The organism is Paenibacillus sp. CCS19 (genome assembly GCF_033239625.1).
Lineage (GTDB): Bacteria > Bacillota > Bacilli > Paenibacillales > Paenibacillaceae > Paenibacillus_T.
Window position 1 is genome coordinate 95,512 of record NZ_BTCK01000016.1, and the last position, 17,794, is coordinate 113,305.

Consider the following 17,794-nt stretch of genomic DNA (forward strand, 5'->3'; position numbering starts at 1 on the left):
GTATTCCACGCACAATAAAGCTGCTAAACATTACGTTCAGCAGCTTCATTGGTTTCATTAACTATTGGGATACACGAAACGTCATCGCTTCAAGCAGCAGCTTCGCAATATCCTCGTACATATCCTCGAATTGGCTGAGCGGAAGCGGATTAACGCCAATACCAGCCTCAATCGTGAAGCCTGGCCTTCGGAACGTTTGAATGAACCAATCCTTATAACCGGCGTCGCTGCCCGTCAGCTTGACCGGCCGGTAGCTGCTGACCGCGCCAAGCCTGCAAGCCAGCCCTTCCGCTTCTGACGGCTCATAATCGCGATAATTCCAATAGATCTCCTGACCTTGTGTATGCAGCGCCAGCACGAGCTCAAACTGCCGTTCTTCTGTAAAAGCCGCCATTGCGGCAGCCTCCGGCTCGCTTAGCGGCCGCGGCCCGGGATAATCGCGCGGGCCTGGCCCCGGCGTACCGCGTCTATTGCATTCTTCTTCCCAGAAAGCTGGAAACTGGTCGTTCAGGTCAACGCCTCGAATATTGGCCTTCCAGCGGCTGAAACGATGCGAACCTCGATTCATCTCGAGCAATTCATTATAAAGCGGATGTCCGGGATACAATCCATCCTGAACGAGCGCTACGCCATCTGGATTGACCATCGGGACGAGCCACAGCGTCACTTCGCTCAGCAGCTGCCGAACATTCGCGTTACGCCATACTTCTCCGGATTCATTCGCCTGCGCAGCATCTTCAGCGAACGTCATGAGCAACGCGCTCGTAATCCATTCATTCGCATGGAAAGCGGCATTCACATGGATGGCGTAAGGGCCGCTGCCCAGCTTCAGCGCAGTGATCGGCCTGCCCATAACGCTGTGGCCGATGATCGTTGTCTCGACGTCTTCATAACGGCGCGCCAATAAGCCGCAGTCTCGCTGCAGCTCCTGCGGACCATATTCTGCTCTGGCGTCGACAATTCGATTAGGCGGACCCGCTGGAATGCGCAGCAGCGTACCTGCCGCCCATTGGCTGGAAGCACCTAAACTGCGGTTGGCAGACTCAATTGCGGATGCAGCAATGCCGAATAAGCCGGACAGCCGCTCCAGCGTATCGCCTTCTTGAATGGCGTACCACACATCAGACGTTGGCGGCACGCGCAGCACGACCCCAGTCGGAATCGGTTCATTCTCACAAATGCGCGGATTGCAAGCAAGCAGCGAAGCAGCGGACACTCCAAAATGTCGAGCGACACGCAGCAGCGTATCGCCCGGGCGAACGGTATAGGATAGCACGGGATCTTCCTCCCTTTAACTAGATCGATCACGATTCGACGGTCATGATCCTAATCTTGCGATGCTTATCCATACATGATATTCGCTTACATGTCCACTCATGCCCGCTGCTGCGTGCTTGGTTACCCGATCTGCGATACTTGCCACACAACCGGCGTCAGTTCGATCTGTTTGCCAAGCCACTGCTTAGCAATGATCCGAAACATTGCAGGATGCCCGCTGCAAAAAAATTGGTGGATCGGCGTTATTTCAACGTTCGAAAGTTTATCTTGTTCATATAGAATGGTACTTATTTCTCGAGCTGTTTCTTCTGCTGAACTGATGAGCACAACCTCAGGCCCCATCACCTCGCCGATTGTTTCAGCCAGAAACGGATAGTGGGTACAACCCAGAATCATGCAATCCATCGGAAAATCCCGCAGGCTGCCAAGCGCTGCACTCACAGTATCGAACGTTTCCTCTGAACGGAAATTACCCCGTTCCACGAGCGGGACGAACGTTGGGCATGCCCTGCTGACGACATGAATTTGTGGATTCAACTGCTTCAGCGCCAACTCATAAGCACCGCTCTTTATCGTTCCATCTGTACCAATCACGCCGATTATGCCTGTATTCGTTCTGCCGATCGCTGCTCTGGCGCCTGGATGAATCACACCGACCACCGGGACGTTTACTTGCTTCTTAATATCTTCAATGGCGAACGCTGTAGCCGTGTTGCATGCAATTACAATCATCTTCGGATCATACTGGATCAAGTATTCTACGATTTCTCGCGTAAATTGTACAACCTCTTCGGCGGTTCGTGTTCCGTATGGCGTGCGGGCAGTATCGCCGAAATAAACAATTTTCTCTTGCGGTAGCTGTCGCATAATTTCTTTGGCTACGGTCAGTCCGCCAACGCCAGAATCTAGTATCGCAATCGGCTGCTGCACATCCACACCGCTTTCTTTGTAAGCAATTGTACAGATTGCATTAGCATATGAGCGCCCGCTTCGAAATGTACCTGTCTCAACGTGCGTACCTTATAGCTTATGCAGCACGAAGGCGACCGTATCCATCAACGGTCGCCTTCAGCCGAACGAATCAATCGCTATTAACTAATCGTCTGCAGCGGTTTCTCTTCCACAACCTGGATTTCCACCTGCTCCGTGTTAGTCTCCAGCTCATCAAGCGCGGTTGTCGCCGCAACCTCTTCCGAGTTTGCGATGCCTGCCGTCAGCGAGCTGACGATAGCAGCTTCCAGCTCAGCCTCTGCCTTCGAACCAACACCACGCCACGACTTGACGCTCGAGACGACAGCCGATGCTGCATTTTTCGCACGATCAGCCACTTCGGACGCACCGCCGCCTACTTGCTTCGCCAATCGGCCTGTCGTCTCGCCTACCTGATTCGCCAGACGTACCGTTGTATCCCCGACCTTTTGCGCGCCTTCTGCGATATCTTGACGCAGCTCCTTGCCTGGTTTCGGTGCAAACAGCAGCGCTGTAATGGAACCTACGACAGCCCCCGTCAGCGCACCTAGCAGAAATCCTTTGCCACTCGTTGATTTTGCCATTATTAATCGCTCCCTCCGTTGTTAGCGTGCCCATCGTCCTCACCGGAGCATGCAGGCTTCTTTACAACTTTGTCACGTACAGACTGCCACAGCTGCCAAGCCGTCATCCCGACCTCAGCCCAGTCAAGCGCTTCGTCGAGCCCTTTAATCCTTTTGTTCTCGATCCGCTCCGCTTGCTGCCGTGCCTTGTTCGCCATCGCAGCCGTCATTGCATTAACGGCGGCAGAAGCGTTCTCCACAGACTCGCCAAGCACAGATGCAGCCTGGAATAAGCCGTTGACCGCCTTCAGCTGCGAGCTGACCAGATCCAGCGCGATTTCCGCACGCTCTGTCGTCCCCTGCACCTTGCGCATGAGCACTTGCATCTCCTGCTCAAGCCGATCGGCAGCCTGCTGCATTTGCCGCAGCCGTAACACGATGATGCGCAGCCCGAACAACAGACCAATCGTCAGAATGACGAATACAACCGTCGCTGTAACCTCGCACAATATCGTAATCATGACCTAAGTTGCTCCTTTCCTGCTTCGTCTCTCCGGTGGTGATAGACGAATGCCTAATTTGTAATGACAGTATAATCAGTCTGGGCTTGACCCGACACAACAGACGAGCATAAAAAAAAGAACATCGCACAACCTCACGGTTACGTGCGATGTTCTTTATGAATGATTATAGGTGCGTGCCAGCAGCTGAAGCTTGAATGGCATAGGTGCACTTCGCCCCGCCCTTCGCGAGACACTCGGTCCGCTCTACCTTCGCTTGCAGCAGCTCTGCGAACAGCTGAAGCTCGCATGCGCATGCCTGCTGATACGGCTTCGCGACTTGTGCGATCGGGCAGTTGTACTCATGCAGCCGATAGCTGTCTGACTGAATCCGCTCGACTTCCACCATATAGCCGCCCGCATGCTGAATGGCAGCCAGTTCATGAACGCGGCCGTCCAGCGTCTTGCCTGCCATCCGCGGTGAATAGCGTGCAATGAGCTTATGCTTGCGGCTCTGGAACAGCTTATCGACAAGCGGCGCCGTCTGTTCATCAGCCGACAGCTCGTCCAATATTTCAAGCGTCAGTCCGTGATAATTTTTCGGGAACAACACTTCCGATTCTTCTGTTAGAGCATACATATGCTTCGGCCGGCCGGCGCCTCGTTTGACCGATGTCTGATGGATAAAGCCATCGCTTTCAAGCGCGTAGAGATGTCTGCGAATGGCCATCTCCGTTAAGCCCAAACTGACAGCCAGCTCGCCTGCGCTTTGTACGCCCCTCGTCTTCAACAGCTCCAGTACCGTACGTCTGGTCGACTGAGCGCTGCGCAGCGATGGATGTTCCCTATCGTCTCTTGACTTGCTCTGGTCCATCCGATCCGCCGCCCTCCGTCTTAAGTCACACCATTATACCATTAAAGCTGCAGCTCTTGTGCCAAATAACGCTCGACTGCTGCCTTGAACTGTGCAAGAACGGCTGGCAGCACCGGTGACAGCTCGTGCAATTCGGTACGCGGCCACTCATAGTAATACTGAACGAGTGGCTTACGAAGCTTCACAAGCGCCGTAAGCGGCGCAACGAGCTCTTGCGGCAGCACGTTCTCCTCGACGATAATATCGACCAAGTCCTCGTAGCTGCTTGCATCGCGCATAATAAAACCGTCAATCAGAAAGCTCCCTACATCCGTAACGGTCTCAATCGCCAGATGCAGCGCTCTCTCCTGCGCCATTCCTTCCAGCTGCGAACCGTTCCAGCTTGCCGCTAAACCCGTCAGTGTATCGGCAATGGCAGGAATCGCCTGCAGCCGTTGTTGAATCTGCTCGACATTCACATAGTACATTGTGAGCTGGCGCTCCTTTCTAAGCCTATATGGCTGATGATGCTTATTCTGCGTTGTGATCGGAACCCGACTTGCGTCCCCGACGTTTCAGCCATGCGACCATTATAATGCTGCTGACAATAACAATGATCAGATACGTCAGCAGCTCGAATACGTCTCCCATGTGTCGCTGCTCCTTAGCTTACGTAATCGACGCTGGCAGATGCATCGCGCACCTGCGACATATGCTCGATTACTTTCTTGTGAACGGGATGCACCTGATAAGCTTCCAGCGCCTCCATCGATTCGAATTTCGTGACGAGTGCGATGTCGTACGAGCGTTCCGAGTGCAGAACGTCGACGCCGACTTCCAGATGCTTCAGCTCGTCGATTTTGCCTTCCATGTCGCGAAGCACTTGAGCCGTACGCTCAATGCTCTCTGCGCTCCGGTCTTTCAGCTTGAACATAACGATGTGTGTAATCATTCGGATCCACCTCATTAGTATATAGTCTAGAACGCACGAATGGCGTCTGATGAACAATGGTTTTAAAACCACGCCGCCTTCACATACTAACGTTACCTACAAATTGACGCACAAAGGGGATCACCGATCATGCGCTATTCCGTTACGTTATCAGCTGCCCTTATCGGGCTGGCGGTGTGTTTATTTAATGCAACAGGATACGATCCGCACAACTTCATCTTCTTCATGTTGAGCATTCCCGCATGGATCGCCGAGTTGTTATTCGACATCCATAATGTAGCCGTACTGCCCATGTACATATTAACGGTGCTCACTTGGGCGGCACTTGGCTTTATGGCCGATTCGATCATCAACCGTCAGCGCGTACGATACCACGCACACGAATAAAGCGGCTCTAACGAAAAAAGCAGCTAACAAGGAAAAGGAGCCGACCTCGGCTCCTTTTGCACTTATTCTACAATCAATACCGATTTCATGTCAGCGTGGCCGACACCGCACATTACGGAGCAATGAATTTCATACGTGCCCGGCTTGTCAAACGTAACGTCCTGCGTCAATGTTGCGCCCTGCAGGTCGATGTTGAAGTCTTTAATTGCGAGGCCGTGAATACCGCTCTTGTTCTTCAAGAGCAGTCGAACCGGTTGGCCGGCTTTGACATGGTATTCCTGCTGATCGAATACGAAGTCGTTGGACGCCTCGATTTTCAGCAAAGTCATGCCTTCTGGCAGTCCTGCTGCCTCATCCTTTGGCTTCTCAGGAAGACCGAACGTGAGCAGGTAGACACTCAGTAAGGCTGCCGCTGAAAACACGACGAACATAATCCACTTGTGCATAAATCTGTGCTCCCCCTTGCAGGCATTAGTCTACTCCTTATAATACCCAACTTCGTCCAATCTTCTCAACCTCTAACGCCTTGGAGGACAAACTTTTTTCTACCGAATGTGACAAATGTATGAACGATTCAGGTGCGTAAATACGTTTTCATCAGCCGTTCCGATTCCGCCTTCACGAATCCCCACACCATTGCAAATTGATGATGATAGCCGCGGCACACGTACTTGGCAACGAGTCCGTCCTTCTGCTGGCTTTCCTCATACACCTTAATGCCAGCGTCGCGGAACTGTCTGCGCAGCGCCGCTAGATCGAGCAGTACACGATCCTGGACGGCTCGCAGCATCGATTCGTACAGCCTGGGCAGCTTCATGCCTGAGCTTGCGACAACACGAATGTCATGATCCAATATGCGCATGACGATGCCAAGCAGCATGTACTGCTTCACCATCCCCTGCTCCGCTTCGCTCTGTATCGGCGGAGGCGCTGACCGCCTTGCTGCAGAAGCAGCTATAGCTATCTCGTTCGTTACCGCCATTGATCGGCAACCCCTTTCGAACATTCCGGAGAATCCATGACACAGCCCCTATTGAGGAGGCTTATGCTGCAATACCAAAACAGAACACCTGTTCTTATTATAACGACAAACAGCCCGCTTATGCAAGCGGACCTAAGTATCCCATTTATTCATTTGGCATGATCATTCATTCCAATGATCATCGTCTTCATAAGGAGCGAGGATCGGATGGATCATCATTATCTTTATCATTGTCTTTGTTCTTCCCTTTGTCTTTCAACACCGTAATTAATTGTTTCAGGCTATCAGGAAGCGGCAGGCCAATTCTGCCGTAGTTCTCCGTAATTGAGATCAGCTCGTTGGCAAGATAAAAGTAAATCGCGCCGGACATCGTAACGCCGTCAAGATGAAGCAGCAAATCTATTTGATGCGCGAGCAGCACAATTAGCAGCGTCAACCCTTTGCGAGTAAGGCCCCATGAACCAATATGACTGTTCAGACCTTTCTTTTCTTTCATCGCAGCGGCGACACCTGTCAAATAATCGATCCCCATCGCAATAAGCAGCACGTTGAGTGATTGCGGCCACGCGCCGAACGCGTAAGTGAATGCAGTACCAACTACTGCTGCCATCGAGCAAAGCCAGGCAAGCGGCATATTCCCCCCCCTCCTTCATGATTACTTGCATCAGACGCTTCTACAAGAGCCAGCAGTCGACACAGCATCGGGAATATATACTATATATATGCATGGAGCTATAAGGTTGTCCCAGCCGTTCACCCAAAATATAGCTGCTTCCTTGATATTCCTGCTGCTTGTACTTTTTTGTGGTAGGATAGAGTAGAGAGCGAATTGCTCGTTCACTACGACATCTATTGGAGGCGGTTTCATTGACGGCAGAGCAACAAACGGCAGTAGGCTACTTCGGCCAATTCGGCGGAAGCTTCGTGCCGCCAGAGCTGCAAGAAGTGCTGGATTATCTAGCAGAGCAGTTCAATACATTCAAGGAAGATCCAGCATTCAACGAGGAACTTCGCTACTACTTGAAAGAGTATGTCGGACGGGAAAACCCGCTGACGTACGCTGAGCATTTGACCGAGCAATGGGGAGGCGCGAAGGTTTACCTGAAGCGCGAAGATTTGAACCACACCGGCTCTCACAAAATCAACAACGTAGTCGGGCAAATTCTGCTGGCGAAGCGAATGGGCGCCAAACGCGTCATCGCTGAAACCGGCGCTGGCCAACACGGCGTTGCAACAGCGACCGCCTGCGCCATGTTCGGCATGGAGTGCATCATCTATATGGGCGCTGAAGATACTCGCCGCCAAGCGCTTAACGTGTTCCGCATGGAGCTGCTCGGCGCGAAGGTCGTCGCAGTCGATAAAGGCCAAGGCCGACTGAAAGACGCTGTCGACGAAGCGCTCAACGATCTCGTTATGAACTACAAAACAACGTTCTATCTGCTAGGTTCGGCAGTAGGCCCGCATCCGTACCCTTCGATGGTTAAGCATTTCCAATCGATCATCAGCGAAGAGTCGAAGCGTCAAATCGTAGAGAAAGAAGGACGTCTGCCAGATGCGGTCATCGCATGCGCCGGCGGCGGCAGCAACGCGATCGGTTCCTTCGCTCACTATATCGACGAACCATCGGTTAAACTGATCGGCGTCGAGCCGGATCAGGCTCCAACGATGACGCAAGGCGTGCCTGCCGTCATTCACGGATTCAAATGTCTCGTACTGCTCGATGAAGAAGGCAATCCGAAGCCGACCTATTCGATCGCTGCAGGTCTTGACTACCCAGGTATCGGACCTGAACACAGCTATCTGCAAGAAATCGGCCGTGCACAATATGTAACGGTTACGAACGAAGAAGTGCTCGCCGCATTCCAAGAGCTGTCCCGCACAGAGGGCATTATCCCGGCGCTCGAGAGCGCGCATGCCGTTGCCCATGCGAAGAAGCTTGCACCGACGATGAGCAAGGACAGCATCATAATCGTGAACCTGTCCGGCCGCGGCGATAAGGACGTAGAGCAAGTATTCCGTATGCTGAACGGTTAATCGGGCCGGCAGCAGCTTAAAAGGTCATGAATAAGGCTGCCTACTGATGTCAGTACGATACTGACGGAAGTGGCAGCCTTTTTTATATTGTAACGGTCTTGAACCCTTGAGCCTCTAATCCATTGCTATACGATCCTATGAATGAAAAAAAGCGGTTGAACAGGACTGCTCCCGTTCAACCGCTTCTGTATATCTATTAACCTACTGCGGCTGTCGGCGCAGTCGCAGGCGCTTCATTATAAGCGCGCAGCAGCGTGCTGCGATTCGCACGGATCAGATGCGCCTCTCGCAGGCTGCGCTGCAGCAGCTCTTCATCGATACCGAGCTCCTGCGGCGTTGTCGGACCGCCGACAGTCGCAAGCAGCCGCTTCAGCTCCTCGGCCGTTGGAACAGCTGCGAGCGCTTGCTCCAGCTGCGGATCCGCGGCGAGCAGCTCTGGCTGCTCGGCTGTTACTTGGCGATAATACGCCGAGATCGCAGCGCAAGCTACGCCAACCTTGGCACCATGCAGCAGCGCACGGCGGCCTTGCCGCAGAAACTCCATTTCCCAATAATGGGACAAATGGTGCTCCGCCCCCGATGCGGGATGCGATTGCCCGAACAACAGCATCGCGAGACCGGATTCGATCAGCGCCTCGGTCAATGCACGAATGCCTGCCGGCTCGCGGCGGCCAATCGACTCTGCATGATCGACGCATTTGCGCAGCGCTTGCGCCGTAATGGCAGCAACAGCCTTGTCATATGGCTCTTCGGCTGCAGCTGCGCCATATGTCCAATCGAACAGCGATGTATATTTGCCCAGCATATCACCGAAACCCGCTGCCGCCATCGCAGTCGGCGCTTCGCACAGCACATCCAAGTCAGCGAATATCGCGTCAGGCGCAATCGCTGCGAACGTCTTCTTCTCGCCGCGAATAATGAGCGGCGCGCCCTTGGAGTTAAAGCCGTCCACCGATGGCGCTGTCGGCACCGAAACGAACGGAATGCCGGACAAGTAAGCCGAATAACGCGAAATATCGTGGATCGTACCCGAGCCGACCGCTACGACAACTTCAGCGCGGGTCTGGCGAATATCCATCATCAGTTGAATAAGCGATGCCTCGTCAGCGATAACGTCGCCTTGTGCATCCGGCTTAATAAGCGTCGTCTGGACCGATATGCCCGCGTCGGCAATTCGAGGCCACAGCTGCGTACCCGCTGCCGCGTGTGTGTTATAGTCTGCTGCGATCAGCACACGCTTAAAACCGCGGTCGTACAAATAAGGCGCCACCCGTCTTAGCGCACCCGACTCGATTACGATCGGATCAATCGCAATTGCACGCAGTGCAGCATCATCCAGCCACGGCGCTGCTTCCTTCAAATTGTTCAACACTTGACTCATACCGTTCCCTCTCCTTTATCCCTTGCCATACTGACCAACTCTGCAATAGAAGGCCAAATCCAATCCGGCCGCGCCGGCCACAATCCAGCAGCTGCGGCCTCCGTCGACCCCGTCAGTACAAGCGCTGTCTTCATGCCGGCACGCTTGCCAAGCCCAATATCCGATTCCATGCTGTCGCCGATTACGAGACATTGATTCGCGGACAACCCAAGCGTCGACAGCGCCGCCTCCGCCATTAATGACGACGGCTTCCCGACGACGAGTTCAACCTCCGCCCCTGTCGATGCCGTAATCGCGCCAATCATACCGGCCACATCAATCTGTTCACCTGTTAGGCCCGGGAACGATCGATCCGCATTCGTTGCAATGATTCTTGCACCATGGCGTACAGCACGGAAAGCATCATTCAAATCCCGATAAGTCAACGTCTCGTGCAGCGTAATGACGAGCCAATTCGCATCCTCCGGCTGCTCGGCATGCACGATGTCGAACGATTCCAGTTCTTCCCGCAAACCGGGATCCCCGAGCGTCCATACCTGGCAATCAGGCGCATGCTTCCGCAAATAACGAGCAGTAACGGTTGATGACAGCACGATCTCTTCCAATTCAGCCGCTATGCCGTATCGGCTGAGCCGCTCCTGACACATCGCACGTGAAATATTGCCGCGATTGCTTAAGAAGACGAGCCGCTTGCCCGCTGCGCGAAGTGCAGCGATCGCCTCCGGCGCGCCTTCAATGATTTGATCTCCACGAAACACCGTTCCGTCCAAATCGATTACGAATCCGTCCAAAGTCGTCGCAATCATGGATGCACATCCTTTAAGAATTCTACCACCTGAATCCTCCCTGCTATGGGAGGACCCCAGGGTTTCCAACCCCTGGACCCCGAAAGGGAAAACGTGGAATGGAAAGAGGCGCAAATTAGTAACAGTACGGTAGGAATCGCGCGACCCTATCGGGTCACAGCTTACTTGTTGTGCGTGAAGGGTAGTCATAAATTTAGACAGAATAATAAGTACACCTAAAGATCGCCGTTAGATGGCGATACTTGCCTCTCTATTGTCCGTCCCGTACTATTCGAATGTCAACGATTGTTTACTTTTATTGTTGTTTTCATCCGTTCTTCGTTCGACAGATAGTTATCAACGTTTAATTGATTAAATTTCGTTAATCGACGATCACTATTCCATCAAATGACGATAATCAGCAGTATTTGCAATATGCACTTCAATTCCGGTTATGCTCCGCAAGTAATTCGCATCGGCTCCTTCATCCGTAATAAGCGAATGAACGGCTCGCGTCTGTACGCTCGTCGCGATCGAACGGCGGCCCAGCTTCGTATGATCGAGCAGTGCGACGATGCGCGAAGCGTTGGCGGCCATCAGCTTCTTCAGCTCTGCCTCATACAGGCTGAAATCTGTCATTCCCTCTTCCACCGTAAAGCCAAGCGACGAGGTGAAGAATAGGTCGGCGTGAATCTCCTCAAGGATCGTACGGCCGAGCACCCCTTCAACAGAGCCGGAGCCTGGACGCAGCACGCCGCCGATTAGTATAACGTTGATGCGCGGGTTGCGATTGAGTGTCAGCGCGGCTTCAACGCCATTGGTCACAACCGTCAAATAATCGCAATCGACAAGCGACTTGGCAAGCTCCAGTACAGTCGAGCTTGCATCGAGCAGAATGCATTGCCCTTGATGAACGAGCTCGGCCGCCTTCCTGCCGATCGCCTGCTTAAGCTCGGCGTTCAGCTCGCTGCGGGATGTGACCCGCATATCCTGTACGGACGAAGACGGCTTCTTCGTCCGTACCGGCACTGCTCCGCCGTGCGTTCGCTCCAGCAATCCCTCCTCTTCCAGTTGGCGCAAATCGGTACGAAGCGTGCCTTCCGACACATGAAGCTGGCGAGCCAACTCCTTCACAATGACCTGTTTATGCTGCTGCAGCAGCTGTAATATTTGTTCCCGACGATGGGCTGCGAACATGGCTCATTCCTCCTGTCATTTCGTTGCTTCTCATTAACTACCGATCATTATAACGAAAATCAATAACAAACAACAGTAAATGACAAAGACGATTTAGCACACCAATAAGGTAGACTCCGTAGCCGTAATTGGCATAACTCAAAAAAGCCCTTGCCGTATGAATACGGCAAGGGCTCGTGAGAGACTGGATTATTTGTTGAACGTGTCCGTGAGGATAGGCACGATTTGTTTCTTGCGAGATACAACGCCTTTGAGTACTGCCGTGTTGTTCGACAGCGTTACGTTGTAAGCTTGTTCAACGATGTTCGCGGAACGGCCGAGCGCGATGGCTACGGAGTCGTTCGTCAGAATGTCCGTTACTACGAACAGGAAGAGATCAAGACCTTTCTCTTCGATGATCGCGTTCAGGCCAGCTTCTACTTCGGCTTGACGGGACAGAACATCGTTCGTGTCTACTGCATTAACTTGTGCGATTTCAACTTTCGCGCTGCCCATCGTGAACTCTTTGGAGTCGATGGAGATCAGCTGAGCTACCGTTTTGTCGCTCAGGTCAGCGCCGGCTTTGAGCATTGCAAGGCCGTATACGTCAGCGTCTACGCCAGCGATAGCTGCCAGCTCGCGAGCTGCGTCTACGTCTTCTTGCGTGCAAGTCGGCGATTTGAACAGCAGGGAATCGGAGATGATAGCGGACAGCATCAGGCCTGCGATTTCTTTGCTGATTTGGATGCCTTTTTCTTTGTAGATTTTGTTCAGGATCGTCGCCGTGCAGCCTACTGGCTCAGCGCGATAGTAGAGCGGATCGCTCGTTTCGAAGTTTGCGATACGGTGGTGGTCGATAACTTCGAGAACGCGAACGTCCGCGATGTCGTTAGCGCTTTGTTGGCGCTCGTTATGGTCAACGAGAATAACTTCTTTCGCTTCTGCCGCTACCGCTTCAACCAGACGCGGCGCTTCGATGCCGAAATAGTTAAGCGCGTATTGCGTTTCACCGTTTACTTCGCCAAGGCGGATCGCCTCTGCGTCTACGCCGATTTGCTTCTTCAGCTCCGCGTATGCGATTGCCGAGCAGATCGTATCCGTATCTGGATTTTTATGGCCGAACACAAGAACTTTTGCCATGATTTCATTTCGCTCCTTCATCTATCCCTATTCGATAGGAAATAAAAAGACTCGTCCTTTATAATAGCATACTTACCGGATTATTTTCATTTATGGAATCGATGAATTTTCGAGCGTTATTTTCGGCCTTTTACATTCGCTTAACGCGAATCGGCATCGGATTTAATACGATCGATATAGGCTAATGGTAAACGAGTACCGTTCGGTACATCGTACTTCATGTGCAAAGGATGACATCGATGATAAAGTCATTTGAACCGAAGCTTCCGCAGCGTCGATCTAACCGTCCGTCGTCGAATGCGTCTCATGGCGCCCATATGTATGCAGGTGATTTGGCTCGTCCCGTCCCTCGTCTGAATGAGCGCTGGAACTGTAAGCAAACGACCCAATTGCTGAACAGCTACGCGGCTTCCCCTTGTGCAGTTGTGTGCGATGCCAAGGATCGCCCAATAGGTCTTATTATGCGCGATCGGTTCTTCCTGCAAATTACGAGCGGAGACTGGCATACGATGAATGAACTGCCGATCACTCGTTTAATGAACGAACCTTTCATCGTCGATGCCCAATGTACGCTGGCACAGCTTAAGGAGCAGTTGATCCGTCTTCCGATGCGGCCCAAGCACCGATATGTCGTCGTGACGAGTGCAGGTCAATCAAACGGCGTTATTGTGTTCGATGAACGGCTCTGCCCCATTGTAGAGTGAGTTAGCTGTTATGCGAAAAGGCGAACCTGTCTCTTGCTCTCGCAGGTCCGCCGTATTGAGATACGTACAAATCAGACCAATCGCAGCCACTCAGCCTTTAACTTGACCATCCACAAGAGCGTCAATTGCCGCCTTCGTCTCGGCGCTGAAGCTCCGGAAGAAAGCGACCAGATCCTCGTTGCACAGCCCTGCATTGTACAGCATTTGAATCATGACCAATTCCGCATGCCCTTTGTCATTGGACGTCGTAATATAACCCGCCTTCTTAGCTGCGACGATCGCATCATTCGCCCAAGCCGGCGGCGTCTGATTGCCCGACATGTTCACACGTTTCTCCAGCGCGGCCACCCGATTCGCCAAATCCTCCATTTGCTGCTTCTCAGCGTCTGTCATTCCTTCTCCCCCTTCATCTCCATTGCCGCTGTCACCGTTGTCGTCCCCACCATCGCCGTCATGGCGATAAGCATCTTCAAGCTCCTCTAAGGTGCCATCGTACTCATTCAAATCAACCGGTCCGTCAATGCCAGCGACCTTTCTGCCGCCACCCGGCCGTTCATCGCCGACCGTACCATCGCTGTATTGAAGAAACGTCCACCTTTTCCAAGCAAGCGTATCAGCTGGCGGTGAAGTCGAGTATCTTGCCATCCAGACATCATACGCACTAAACGAGGCGTCAAAATTAGAAGCAAATCCGATATACGTATAAATAATTGGACGAACGCCTGTCAGCCGTTCGATCTCTGTTAGGAATGCCATCGCCACAGCATGCACGTCCGACGTACTCATGCCGTCTTGTATCTCCTCGTAGTCCATAGCCGGCGGAAGCCGGAATGCTTGTATCCCACCGGCATCTGCGATAGCTGCGGCGAAGTTAGCGGCTTCCTTCTTGGCTGCATCCGTCGATGCCGCATCCATATAATGATAGGCGCCAACGAGCACGCCTGCTTTGCGCGCTCCCGCTGCGTTCGTTGCGAACATGGAGTCGCGAAACGTCTGCCCTTGACTCGCTTTCAGAAAAGCAAAAGAAATGTCGTCCGCTTTCACCTTCGCCCAGTCGATCTTCCCTTGATAATGAGAGACATCGATCCCCTGTGCATTGCCATCTCGTCTTGGCTGCATGTCGACTCATCCCTCCTTTGCTGTCTTCGCACGCCCTACTCCTTGCAAGCAAATTGCTTACTTCGTAAACATATGCTTCTTCAGACAATCCGTTCATTATATGTAGGACCTCCCTCCGATGTTGCGGCCTCCGTGCAAGGACATGCAAGGATTTGAACATTTTTGGGCTGTACACTTTCGCTTAGAGGCTGTTTTCATATAAAATAGGAAGGAGATGCTATGAAAGCAAATTTTAGATTCCAAATTAGGCTGCATACAGAAAGGAACGAATATATGATTATTCAACCAAAATCCCGTGGATTTATTTGCACGACCGCGCACCCGCAAGGCTGCGCTGGACAAGTTCAACGCCAGATCGACTACGTAACGTCGAAGCCTGCCATCAGCGGTCCTCGCAACGTACTCGTAGTCGGCGCTTCGACGGGCTATGGCCTCGCGTCGCGCATCGTCGCATCGTTCGGCGCAGGCGCGAATACGGTCGGCGTGTATTTTGACAAAGGGGCAGAGGGCGCTCGTACGGCTACGGCTGGCTGGTACAACTCGGCGGCATTCGAAGAAGCAGCCGCTGCAGCTGGACGCAAATCGTTCAGCATCGTCGGCGACGCATTCTCCGACGAGATCAAAGCGAAGACGATCGATCTGATCCGCACGGAGCTTGGCCAAATCGATCTCGTTGTGTACAGCGTTGCATCGCCGCGCCGCACGCATCCGAAGACGGGCGAGTCGTTCGCATCGGTCATTAAGCCGCTGGGCGAGACGTACTCGAACAAAACGGTCAACTTCCACAACGGTGAAGTTTCGATCGCAACGATCGAGCCGGCTACGGAAGATGAGCGTCGTCAGACGATCGCCGTAATGGGCGGCGAAGACTGGGAAATGTGGATCGATGAGCTCCAGAAGGCTGGCGTACTGGCTGACGGCGCTACGACGATCGCTTACTCCTACATCGGACCAGAAATTACGCACGCCGTGTACAAAGAAGGCACGATCGGCGCAGCGAAGGACGATCTCGACGCAACGTCGAAACGTCTGGATGCGAAGCTCAAGGAAAAGGGCGGCCGTTCGTTCATCTCCGTGAACAAAGCGCTCGTTACGCAATCGAGCTCGGCTATTCCAGTCGTTCCGCTGTACATCTCCGCACTGTACAAAGTCATGAAGGAAAAAGGCATTCACGAGGGCTGCATCGAGCAAATGTACCGTCTGTTCAGCGACCGCCTGTACAACGGCGCGGAAGCGCCGGTTGACGCACAAGGCCGCATTCGCCTGGACGATTGGGAAATGCGCGAAGACGTACAAGCTGAGGTTGCTCAGCTGTGGGCGGATCTGACGACGGAGAACGTATACGACCTGTCCGATCTGAAAGGCTACCACCGCGAGTTCTTCCAACTGTTCGGCTTCGAGACAGACGGCGTCGACTACGAAGCAGATACGAACCCAGAAGTAGACATTCAGAACCTTCGTTAATCATATAGAGGTTGGTTGCAATATGAAGAAGGCACCGCGAGCGCGCGGTGCCTTCTTTGTGGTTAGCTGCTTCGGATCGTACGGGCTGGTTCCAGTTCGATCCAGCTTATCGCGCTACGGTTGTGAGCGCGTCTATTGGGCCGGAGGACAGATGTTTGGACTGCTTACGGTTGCTGTTGCGCTTATGTACTTATTTTATGATGAGAAAGCACCGATTCTATCTGAATAGCTACTAATGCAACCGTTACAATCTATTTGGCGTACAATTCGACGCAATAAGCGCTGCAGCATCTGTCCATAGGCTAATTGATCTGCGATGCCGCCGATCACCATAACGATTAGCCTGCTTGCACCGGCGTACGTACTGGCGTAAGCAGATACAACACTGGAGAAGTTCCCTCTTTACCAGCTGGCTGCAGGACGATTGGACTGCGGTCACCCGTGTACCAGAGTCTTAGGCGGCGACAGTCGAAGCATCGCACGATGTCGACCAGCATTTTACCATTAAGGGACAGCTCGAATTCGTCACCTTTCATTGCTGCGATAGGTACGGACGCTTTCATATCTCCGATTGCCGCCGAACGCGAGACGATGCACAACCGTTCTCTATTCGCGGTTAATCTGACGATACGATCTCCTGCCAACACCGTTGCTCGCTCCAAGGCAAGCAGGAGCTGTGCCGTCTCAATCGTAATCTCGGAACGATAAGTTCGAGGAATAATCGCGTTAGCAGAAGGAAAAGCCCCTTCGATCGATGCCATCTGAATATGTAAAGCTGTCGTACGGAATACGATTTGTTGGGCGCTTGCTTCCAGCTCTATGTAAGTCTCGTGATCAGCTAGCATGCTCGCCATATCAAGCATACATCGACCGGGAACGATGAAATCCGAAGGCTCAAGGTTGTCTTCGTGATTGTCGATCGGTATGGAGCAGGTCGCCAGCCGAATGCCATCCGTCGTTGTGAACTGCAGCTCGCTTCCACCTCGATAGGACATACACACGCCGGTTAGAACGGGACGGCTTTCGGAAGTCGATACGGCTACTGCCACCTGCTTGATCGCTGATTTCAGCAAACCGCTAGTCATACGAAACCGATTGATCGTGGAGTCATCATCGATTCGATTCACCTTCGGATAGAGTGCCGCATCCATGCCGCACAAACGAATCGAGGTGTTCTCGGTCGAAATCGCAGCGATTACCGCCGATTCTATCCCATCCACAATGACAAGACCGTCATCGAGCTTTCTCACGATTTCGTAGAAATACCGCGCCGATACGACGATGCTGCCTGTCGCAAGCACCGTTAGCGCTGCCCCATCCTGCTCGATTCTAGCGTCTATCGACATGCTCGAATGGCTGCCTGTCAGGATTAGCCCGGTCGCTGTCGCTTCCATATGAATGCCTGTCAGAATCGGTATCGGGTTGTTCGCAGACACCGCCTTAAGCACATGCTGAAGAGCGTGCATAAGACGCTCCTTCGTAATATGAATTAACAACCGTCTCTCCC

General features: G+C 52.8%; 21 protein-coding genes. 5 read left to right on the plus strand and 16 right to left on the minus strand.

Annotation, left to right across the window (positions count from 1 at the left end; all coding sequences use genetic code 11):
* Positions 1-61 precede the first annotated feature (61 nt).
* The 7 genes from SBI19_RS13360 to SBI19_RS13390 all read right to left on the minus strand — a co-directional run bounded on the left by SBI19_RS13360 (position 62) and on the right by SBI19_RS13390 (position 5,115).
* Positions 62-1,276, minus strand: a complete 1,215-nt coding sequence (locus tag SBI19_RS13360; RefSeq protein ID WP_317968903.1) for a M14 family metallopeptidase — start codon at positions 1,274-1,276, stop codon at positions 62-64.
* Between the two features lie 122 nt (positions 1,277-1,398).
* Positions 1,399-2,208, minus strand: a complete 810-nt coding sequence (gene racE / locus SBI19_RS13365; RefSeq protein ID WP_317968905.1) for a glutamate racemase — start codon at positions 2,206-2,208, stop codon at positions 1,399-1,401.
* A gap of 161 nt (positions 2,209-2,369) precedes the next feature.
* The gene (locus tag SBI19_RS13370; RefSeq protein ID WP_317968907.1) at positions 2,370-2,831 is read right to left on the minus strand and encodes a YtxH domain-containing protein; all 462 of its coding nucleotides are present in this window, start codon (positions 2,829-2,831) and stop codon (positions 2,370-2,372) included.
* Between the two features lie 2 nt (positions 2,832-2,833).
* Positions 2,834-3,331: a DUF948 domain-containing protein gene (locus tag SBI19_RS13375; protein ID WP_317968909.1), complete on the minus strand. Its 498-nt coding sequence runs from the start codon at positions 3,329-3,331 to the stop codon at positions 2,834-2,836.
* 166 nt (positions 3,332-3,497) lie between these two features.
* Positions 3,498-4,184 (minus strand): helix-turn-helix transcriptional regulator, encoded by a 687-nt coding sequence (locus SBI19_RS13380; protein ID WP_317968911.1) that lies wholly within the window; start codon positions 4,182-4,184, stop codon positions 3,498-3,500.
* Between the two features lie 41 nt (positions 4,185-4,225).
* Entirely contained in the window at positions 4,226-4,651 is a 426-nt protein-coding gene (locus SBI19_RS13385) for a DUF86 domain-containing protein (protein ID WP_317968913.1), read from the minus strand.
* A 176-nt stretch (positions 4,652-4,827) separates the two neighbouring features.
* Positions 4,828-5,115, minus strand: coding sequence for a Dabb family protein (locus SBI19_RS13390; RefSeq protein ID WP_317968915.1), 288 nt, complete (start codon positions 5,113-5,115; stop codon positions 4,828-4,830).
* A gap of 129 nt (positions 5,116-5,244) precedes the next feature.
* Between SBI19_RS13390 and SBI19_RS13395 the strand changes: the two genes are divergently transcribed.
* Positions 5,245-5,502, plus strand: a complete 258-nt coding sequence (locus SBI19_RS13395) for a hypothetical protein (protein ID WP_317968917.1) — start codon at positions 5,245-5,247, stop codon at positions 5,500-5,502.
* A 62-nt stretch (positions 5,503-5,564) separates the two neighbouring features.
* Here SBI19_RS13395 and SBI19_RS13400 read toward each other — a convergent pair whose 3' ends face one another.
* The 3 genes from SBI19_RS13400 to SBI19_RS13410 all read right to left on the minus strand — a co-directional run bounded on the left by SBI19_RS13400 (position 5,565) and on the right by SBI19_RS13410 (position 7,118).
* Positions 5,565-5,948 carry a cupredoxin domain-containing protein gene (locus tag SBI19_RS13400; RefSeq protein WP_317968919.1) on the minus strand — a complete coding sequence of 128 codons (384 nt, stop codon included), beginning with the start codon at positions 5,946-5,948 and terminating at the stop codon, positions 5,565-5,567.
* Positions 5,949-6,076: 128 nt separating this feature from the next.
* On the minus strand, positions 6,077-6,484 hold the full coding sequence (locus SBI19_RS13405) for a YhjD family protein (RefSeq protein WP_317968921.1): 408 nt from the start codon (positions 6,482-6,484) through the stop codon (positions 6,077-6,079).
* Between the two features lie 187 nt (positions 6,485-6,671).
* Positions 6,672-7,118 (minus strand): phage holin family protein, encoded by a 447-nt coding sequence (locus SBI19_RS13410; protein WP_317968923.1) that lies wholly within the window; start codon positions 7,116-7,118, stop codon positions 6,672-6,674.
* Between the two features lie 233 nt (positions 7,119-7,351).
* Here SBI19_RS13410 and trpB point away from each other — a divergent pair, with 233 nt between their 5' ends.
* Complete coding sequence (gene trpB, locus SBI19_RS13415; RefSeq protein ID WP_317968925.1) at positions 7,352-8,518, plus strand: tryptophan synthase subunit beta; 1,167 nt, start codon at positions 7,352-7,354, stop codon at positions 8,516-8,518.
* Between the two features lie 196 nt (positions 8,519-8,714).
* On the opposite strand, the gene SBI19_RS13420 is transcribed toward trpB, so the two are convergent.
* The 4 genes from SBI19_RS13420 to SBI19_RS13435 all read right to left on the minus strand — a co-directional run bounded on the left by SBI19_RS13420 (position 8,715) and on the right by SBI19_RS13435 (position 13,000).
* On the minus strand, positions 8,715-9,899 hold the full coding sequence (locus SBI19_RS13420; RefSeq protein ID WP_317968927.1) for a sn-glycerol-1-phosphate dehydrogenase: 1,185 nt from the start codon (positions 9,897-9,899) through the stop codon (positions 8,715-8,717).
* Positions 9,896-10,705 carry an HAD-IIA family hydrolase gene (locus SBI19_RS13425; protein WP_317968929.1) on the minus strand — a complete coding sequence of 270 codons (810 nt, stop codon included), beginning with the start codon at positions 10,703-10,705 and terminating at the stop codon, positions 9,896-9,898. The genes SBI19_RS13420 and SBI19_RS13425 overlap by 4 nt, the downstream gene beginning before the upstream one ends.
* 375 nt (positions 10,706-11,080) lie before the next feature.
* Entirely contained in the window at positions 11,081-11,881 is an 801-nt protein-coding gene (locus SBI19_RS13430) for a DeoR/GlpR family DNA-binding transcription regulator (RefSeq protein ID WP_317968931.1), read from the minus strand.
* A 189-nt stretch (positions 11,882-12,070) separates the two neighbouring features.
* Positions 12,071-13,000, minus strand: coding sequence for a manganese-dependent inorganic pyrophosphatase (locus SBI19_RS13435; protein WP_317968933.1), 930 nt, complete (start codon positions 12,998-13,000; stop codon positions 12,071-12,073).
* Positions 13,001-13,239: 239 nt separating this feature from the next.
* On the opposite strand from SBI19_RS13435, the gene SBI19_RS13440 reads away from it, so the two are divergent.
* Positions 13,240-13,704 carry a CBS domain-containing protein gene (locus SBI19_RS13440; RefSeq protein ID WP_317968935.1) on the plus strand — a complete coding sequence of 155 codons (465 nt, stop codon included), beginning with the start codon at positions 13,240-13,242 and terminating at the stop codon, positions 13,702-13,704.
* A gap of 90 nt (positions 13,705-13,794) precedes the next feature.
* Here SBI19_RS13440 and SBI19_RS13445 read toward each other — a convergent pair whose 3' ends face one another.
* Positions 13,795-14,823, minus strand: coding sequence for a glycoside hydrolase family 25 protein (locus tag SBI19_RS13445; RefSeq protein ID WP_317968937.1), 1,029 nt, complete (start codon positions 14,821-14,823; stop codon positions 13,795-13,797).
* A gap of 273 nt (positions 14,824-15,096) precedes the next feature.
* Between SBI19_RS13445 and fabV the strand changes: the two genes are divergently transcribed.
* Together fabV and SBI19_RS13455 are read left to right on the plus strand one after the other, a co-directional pair.
* Positions 15,097-16,287, plus strand: a complete 1,191-nt coding sequence (fabV, locus tag SBI19_RS13450; protein WP_317968939.1) for an enoyl-ACP reductase FabV — start codon at positions 15,097-15,099, stop codon at positions 16,285-16,287.
* Positions 16,288-16,309: 22 nt separating this feature from the next.
* Positions 16,310-16,516, plus strand: coding sequence for a hypothetical protein (locus tag SBI19_RS13455; RefSeq protein WP_317968941.1), 207 nt, complete (start codon positions 16,310-16,312; stop codon positions 16,514-16,516).
* A 109-nt stretch (positions 16,517-16,625) separates the two neighbouring features.
* On the opposite strand, the gene dnaN is transcribed toward SBI19_RS13455, so the two are convergent.
* The gene (gene dnaN / locus SBI19_RS13460; protein ID WP_317968943.1) at positions 16,626-17,783 is read right to left on the minus strand and encodes a DNA polymerase III subunit beta; all 1,158 of its coding nucleotides are present in this window, start codon (positions 17,781-17,783) and stop codon (positions 16,626-16,628) included.
* Positions 17,784-17,794: the final 11 nt, after the last annotated feature.

Bases quoted from the DNA above. Each gene is read 5' to 3' on its own strand.
- SBI19_RS13390 (WP_317968915.1), bottom strand. From the start codon at position 5,115: ATGATTACACACATCGTTATGTTCAAGCTGAAAGACCGGAGCGCAGAG.
- SBI19_RS13430 (WP_317968931.1), bottom strand. From the start codon at position 11,881: ATGTTCGCAGCCCATCGTCGGGAACAAATATTACAGCTGCTGCAGCAG.
- SBI19_RS13370 (WP_317968907.1), bottom strand. From the start codon at position 2,831: ATGGCAAAATCAACGAGTGGCAAAGGATTTCTGCTAGGTGCGCTGACG.
- SBI19_RS13400 (WP_317968919.1), bottom strand. From the start codon at position 5,948: ATGCACAAGTGGATTATGTTCGTCGTGTTTTCAGCGGCAGCCTTACTG.
- SBI19_RS13410 (WP_317968923.1), bottom strand. From the start codon at position 7,118: ATGCCGCTTGCCTGGCTTTGCTCGATGGCAGCAGTAGTTGGTACTGCA.
- SBI19_RS13440 (WP_317968935.1), top strand. From the start codon at position 13,240: ATGATAAAGTCATTTGAACCGAAGCTTCCGCAGCGTCGATCTAACCGT.
- SBI19_RS13445 (WP_317968937.1), bottom strand. From the start codon at position 14,823: ATGCAGCCAAGACGAGATGGCAATGCACAGGGGATCGATGTCTCTCAT.
- SBI19_RS13385 (WP_317968913.1), bottom strand. From the start codon at position 4,651: ATGTACTATGTGAATGTCGAGCAGATTCAACAACGGCTGCAGGCGATT.
- SBI19_RS13375 (WP_317968909.1), bottom strand. From the start codon at position 3,331: ATGATTACGATATTGTGCGAGGTTACAGCGACGGTTGTATTCGTCATT.
- SBI19_RS13420 (WP_317968927.1), bottom strand. From the start codon at position 9,899: ATGAGTCAAGTGTTGAACAATTTGAAGGAAGCAGCGCCGTGGCTGGAT.
- SBI19_RS13435 (WP_317968933.1), bottom strand. From the start codon at position 13,000: ATGGCAAAAGTTCTTGTGTTCGGCCATAAAAATCCAGATACGGATACG.
- SBI19_RS13395 (WP_317968917.1), top strand. From the start codon at position 5,245: ATGCGCTATTCCGTTACGTTATCAGCTGCCCTTATCGGGCTGGCGGTG.
- SBI19_RS13405 (WP_317968921.1), bottom strand. From the start codon at position 6,484: ATGGCGGTAACGAACGAGATAGCTATAGCTGCTTCTGCAGCAAGGCGG.
- SBI19_RS13455 (WP_317968941.1), top strand. From the start codon at position 16,310: ATGAAGAAGGCACCGCGAGCGCGCGGTGCCTTCTTTGTGGTTAGCTGC.
- SBI19_RS13425 (WP_317968929.1), bottom strand. From the start codon at position 10,705: ATGATTGCGACGACTTTGGACGGATTCGTAATCGATTTGGACGGAACG.
- fabV (WP_317968939.1), top strand. From the start codon at position 15,097: ATGATTATTCAACCAAAATCCCGTGGATTTATTTGCACGACCGCGCAC.
- SBI19_RS13380 (WP_317968911.1), bottom strand. From the start codon at position 4,184: ATGGACCAGAGCAAGTCAAGAGACGATAGGGAACATCCATCGCTGCGC.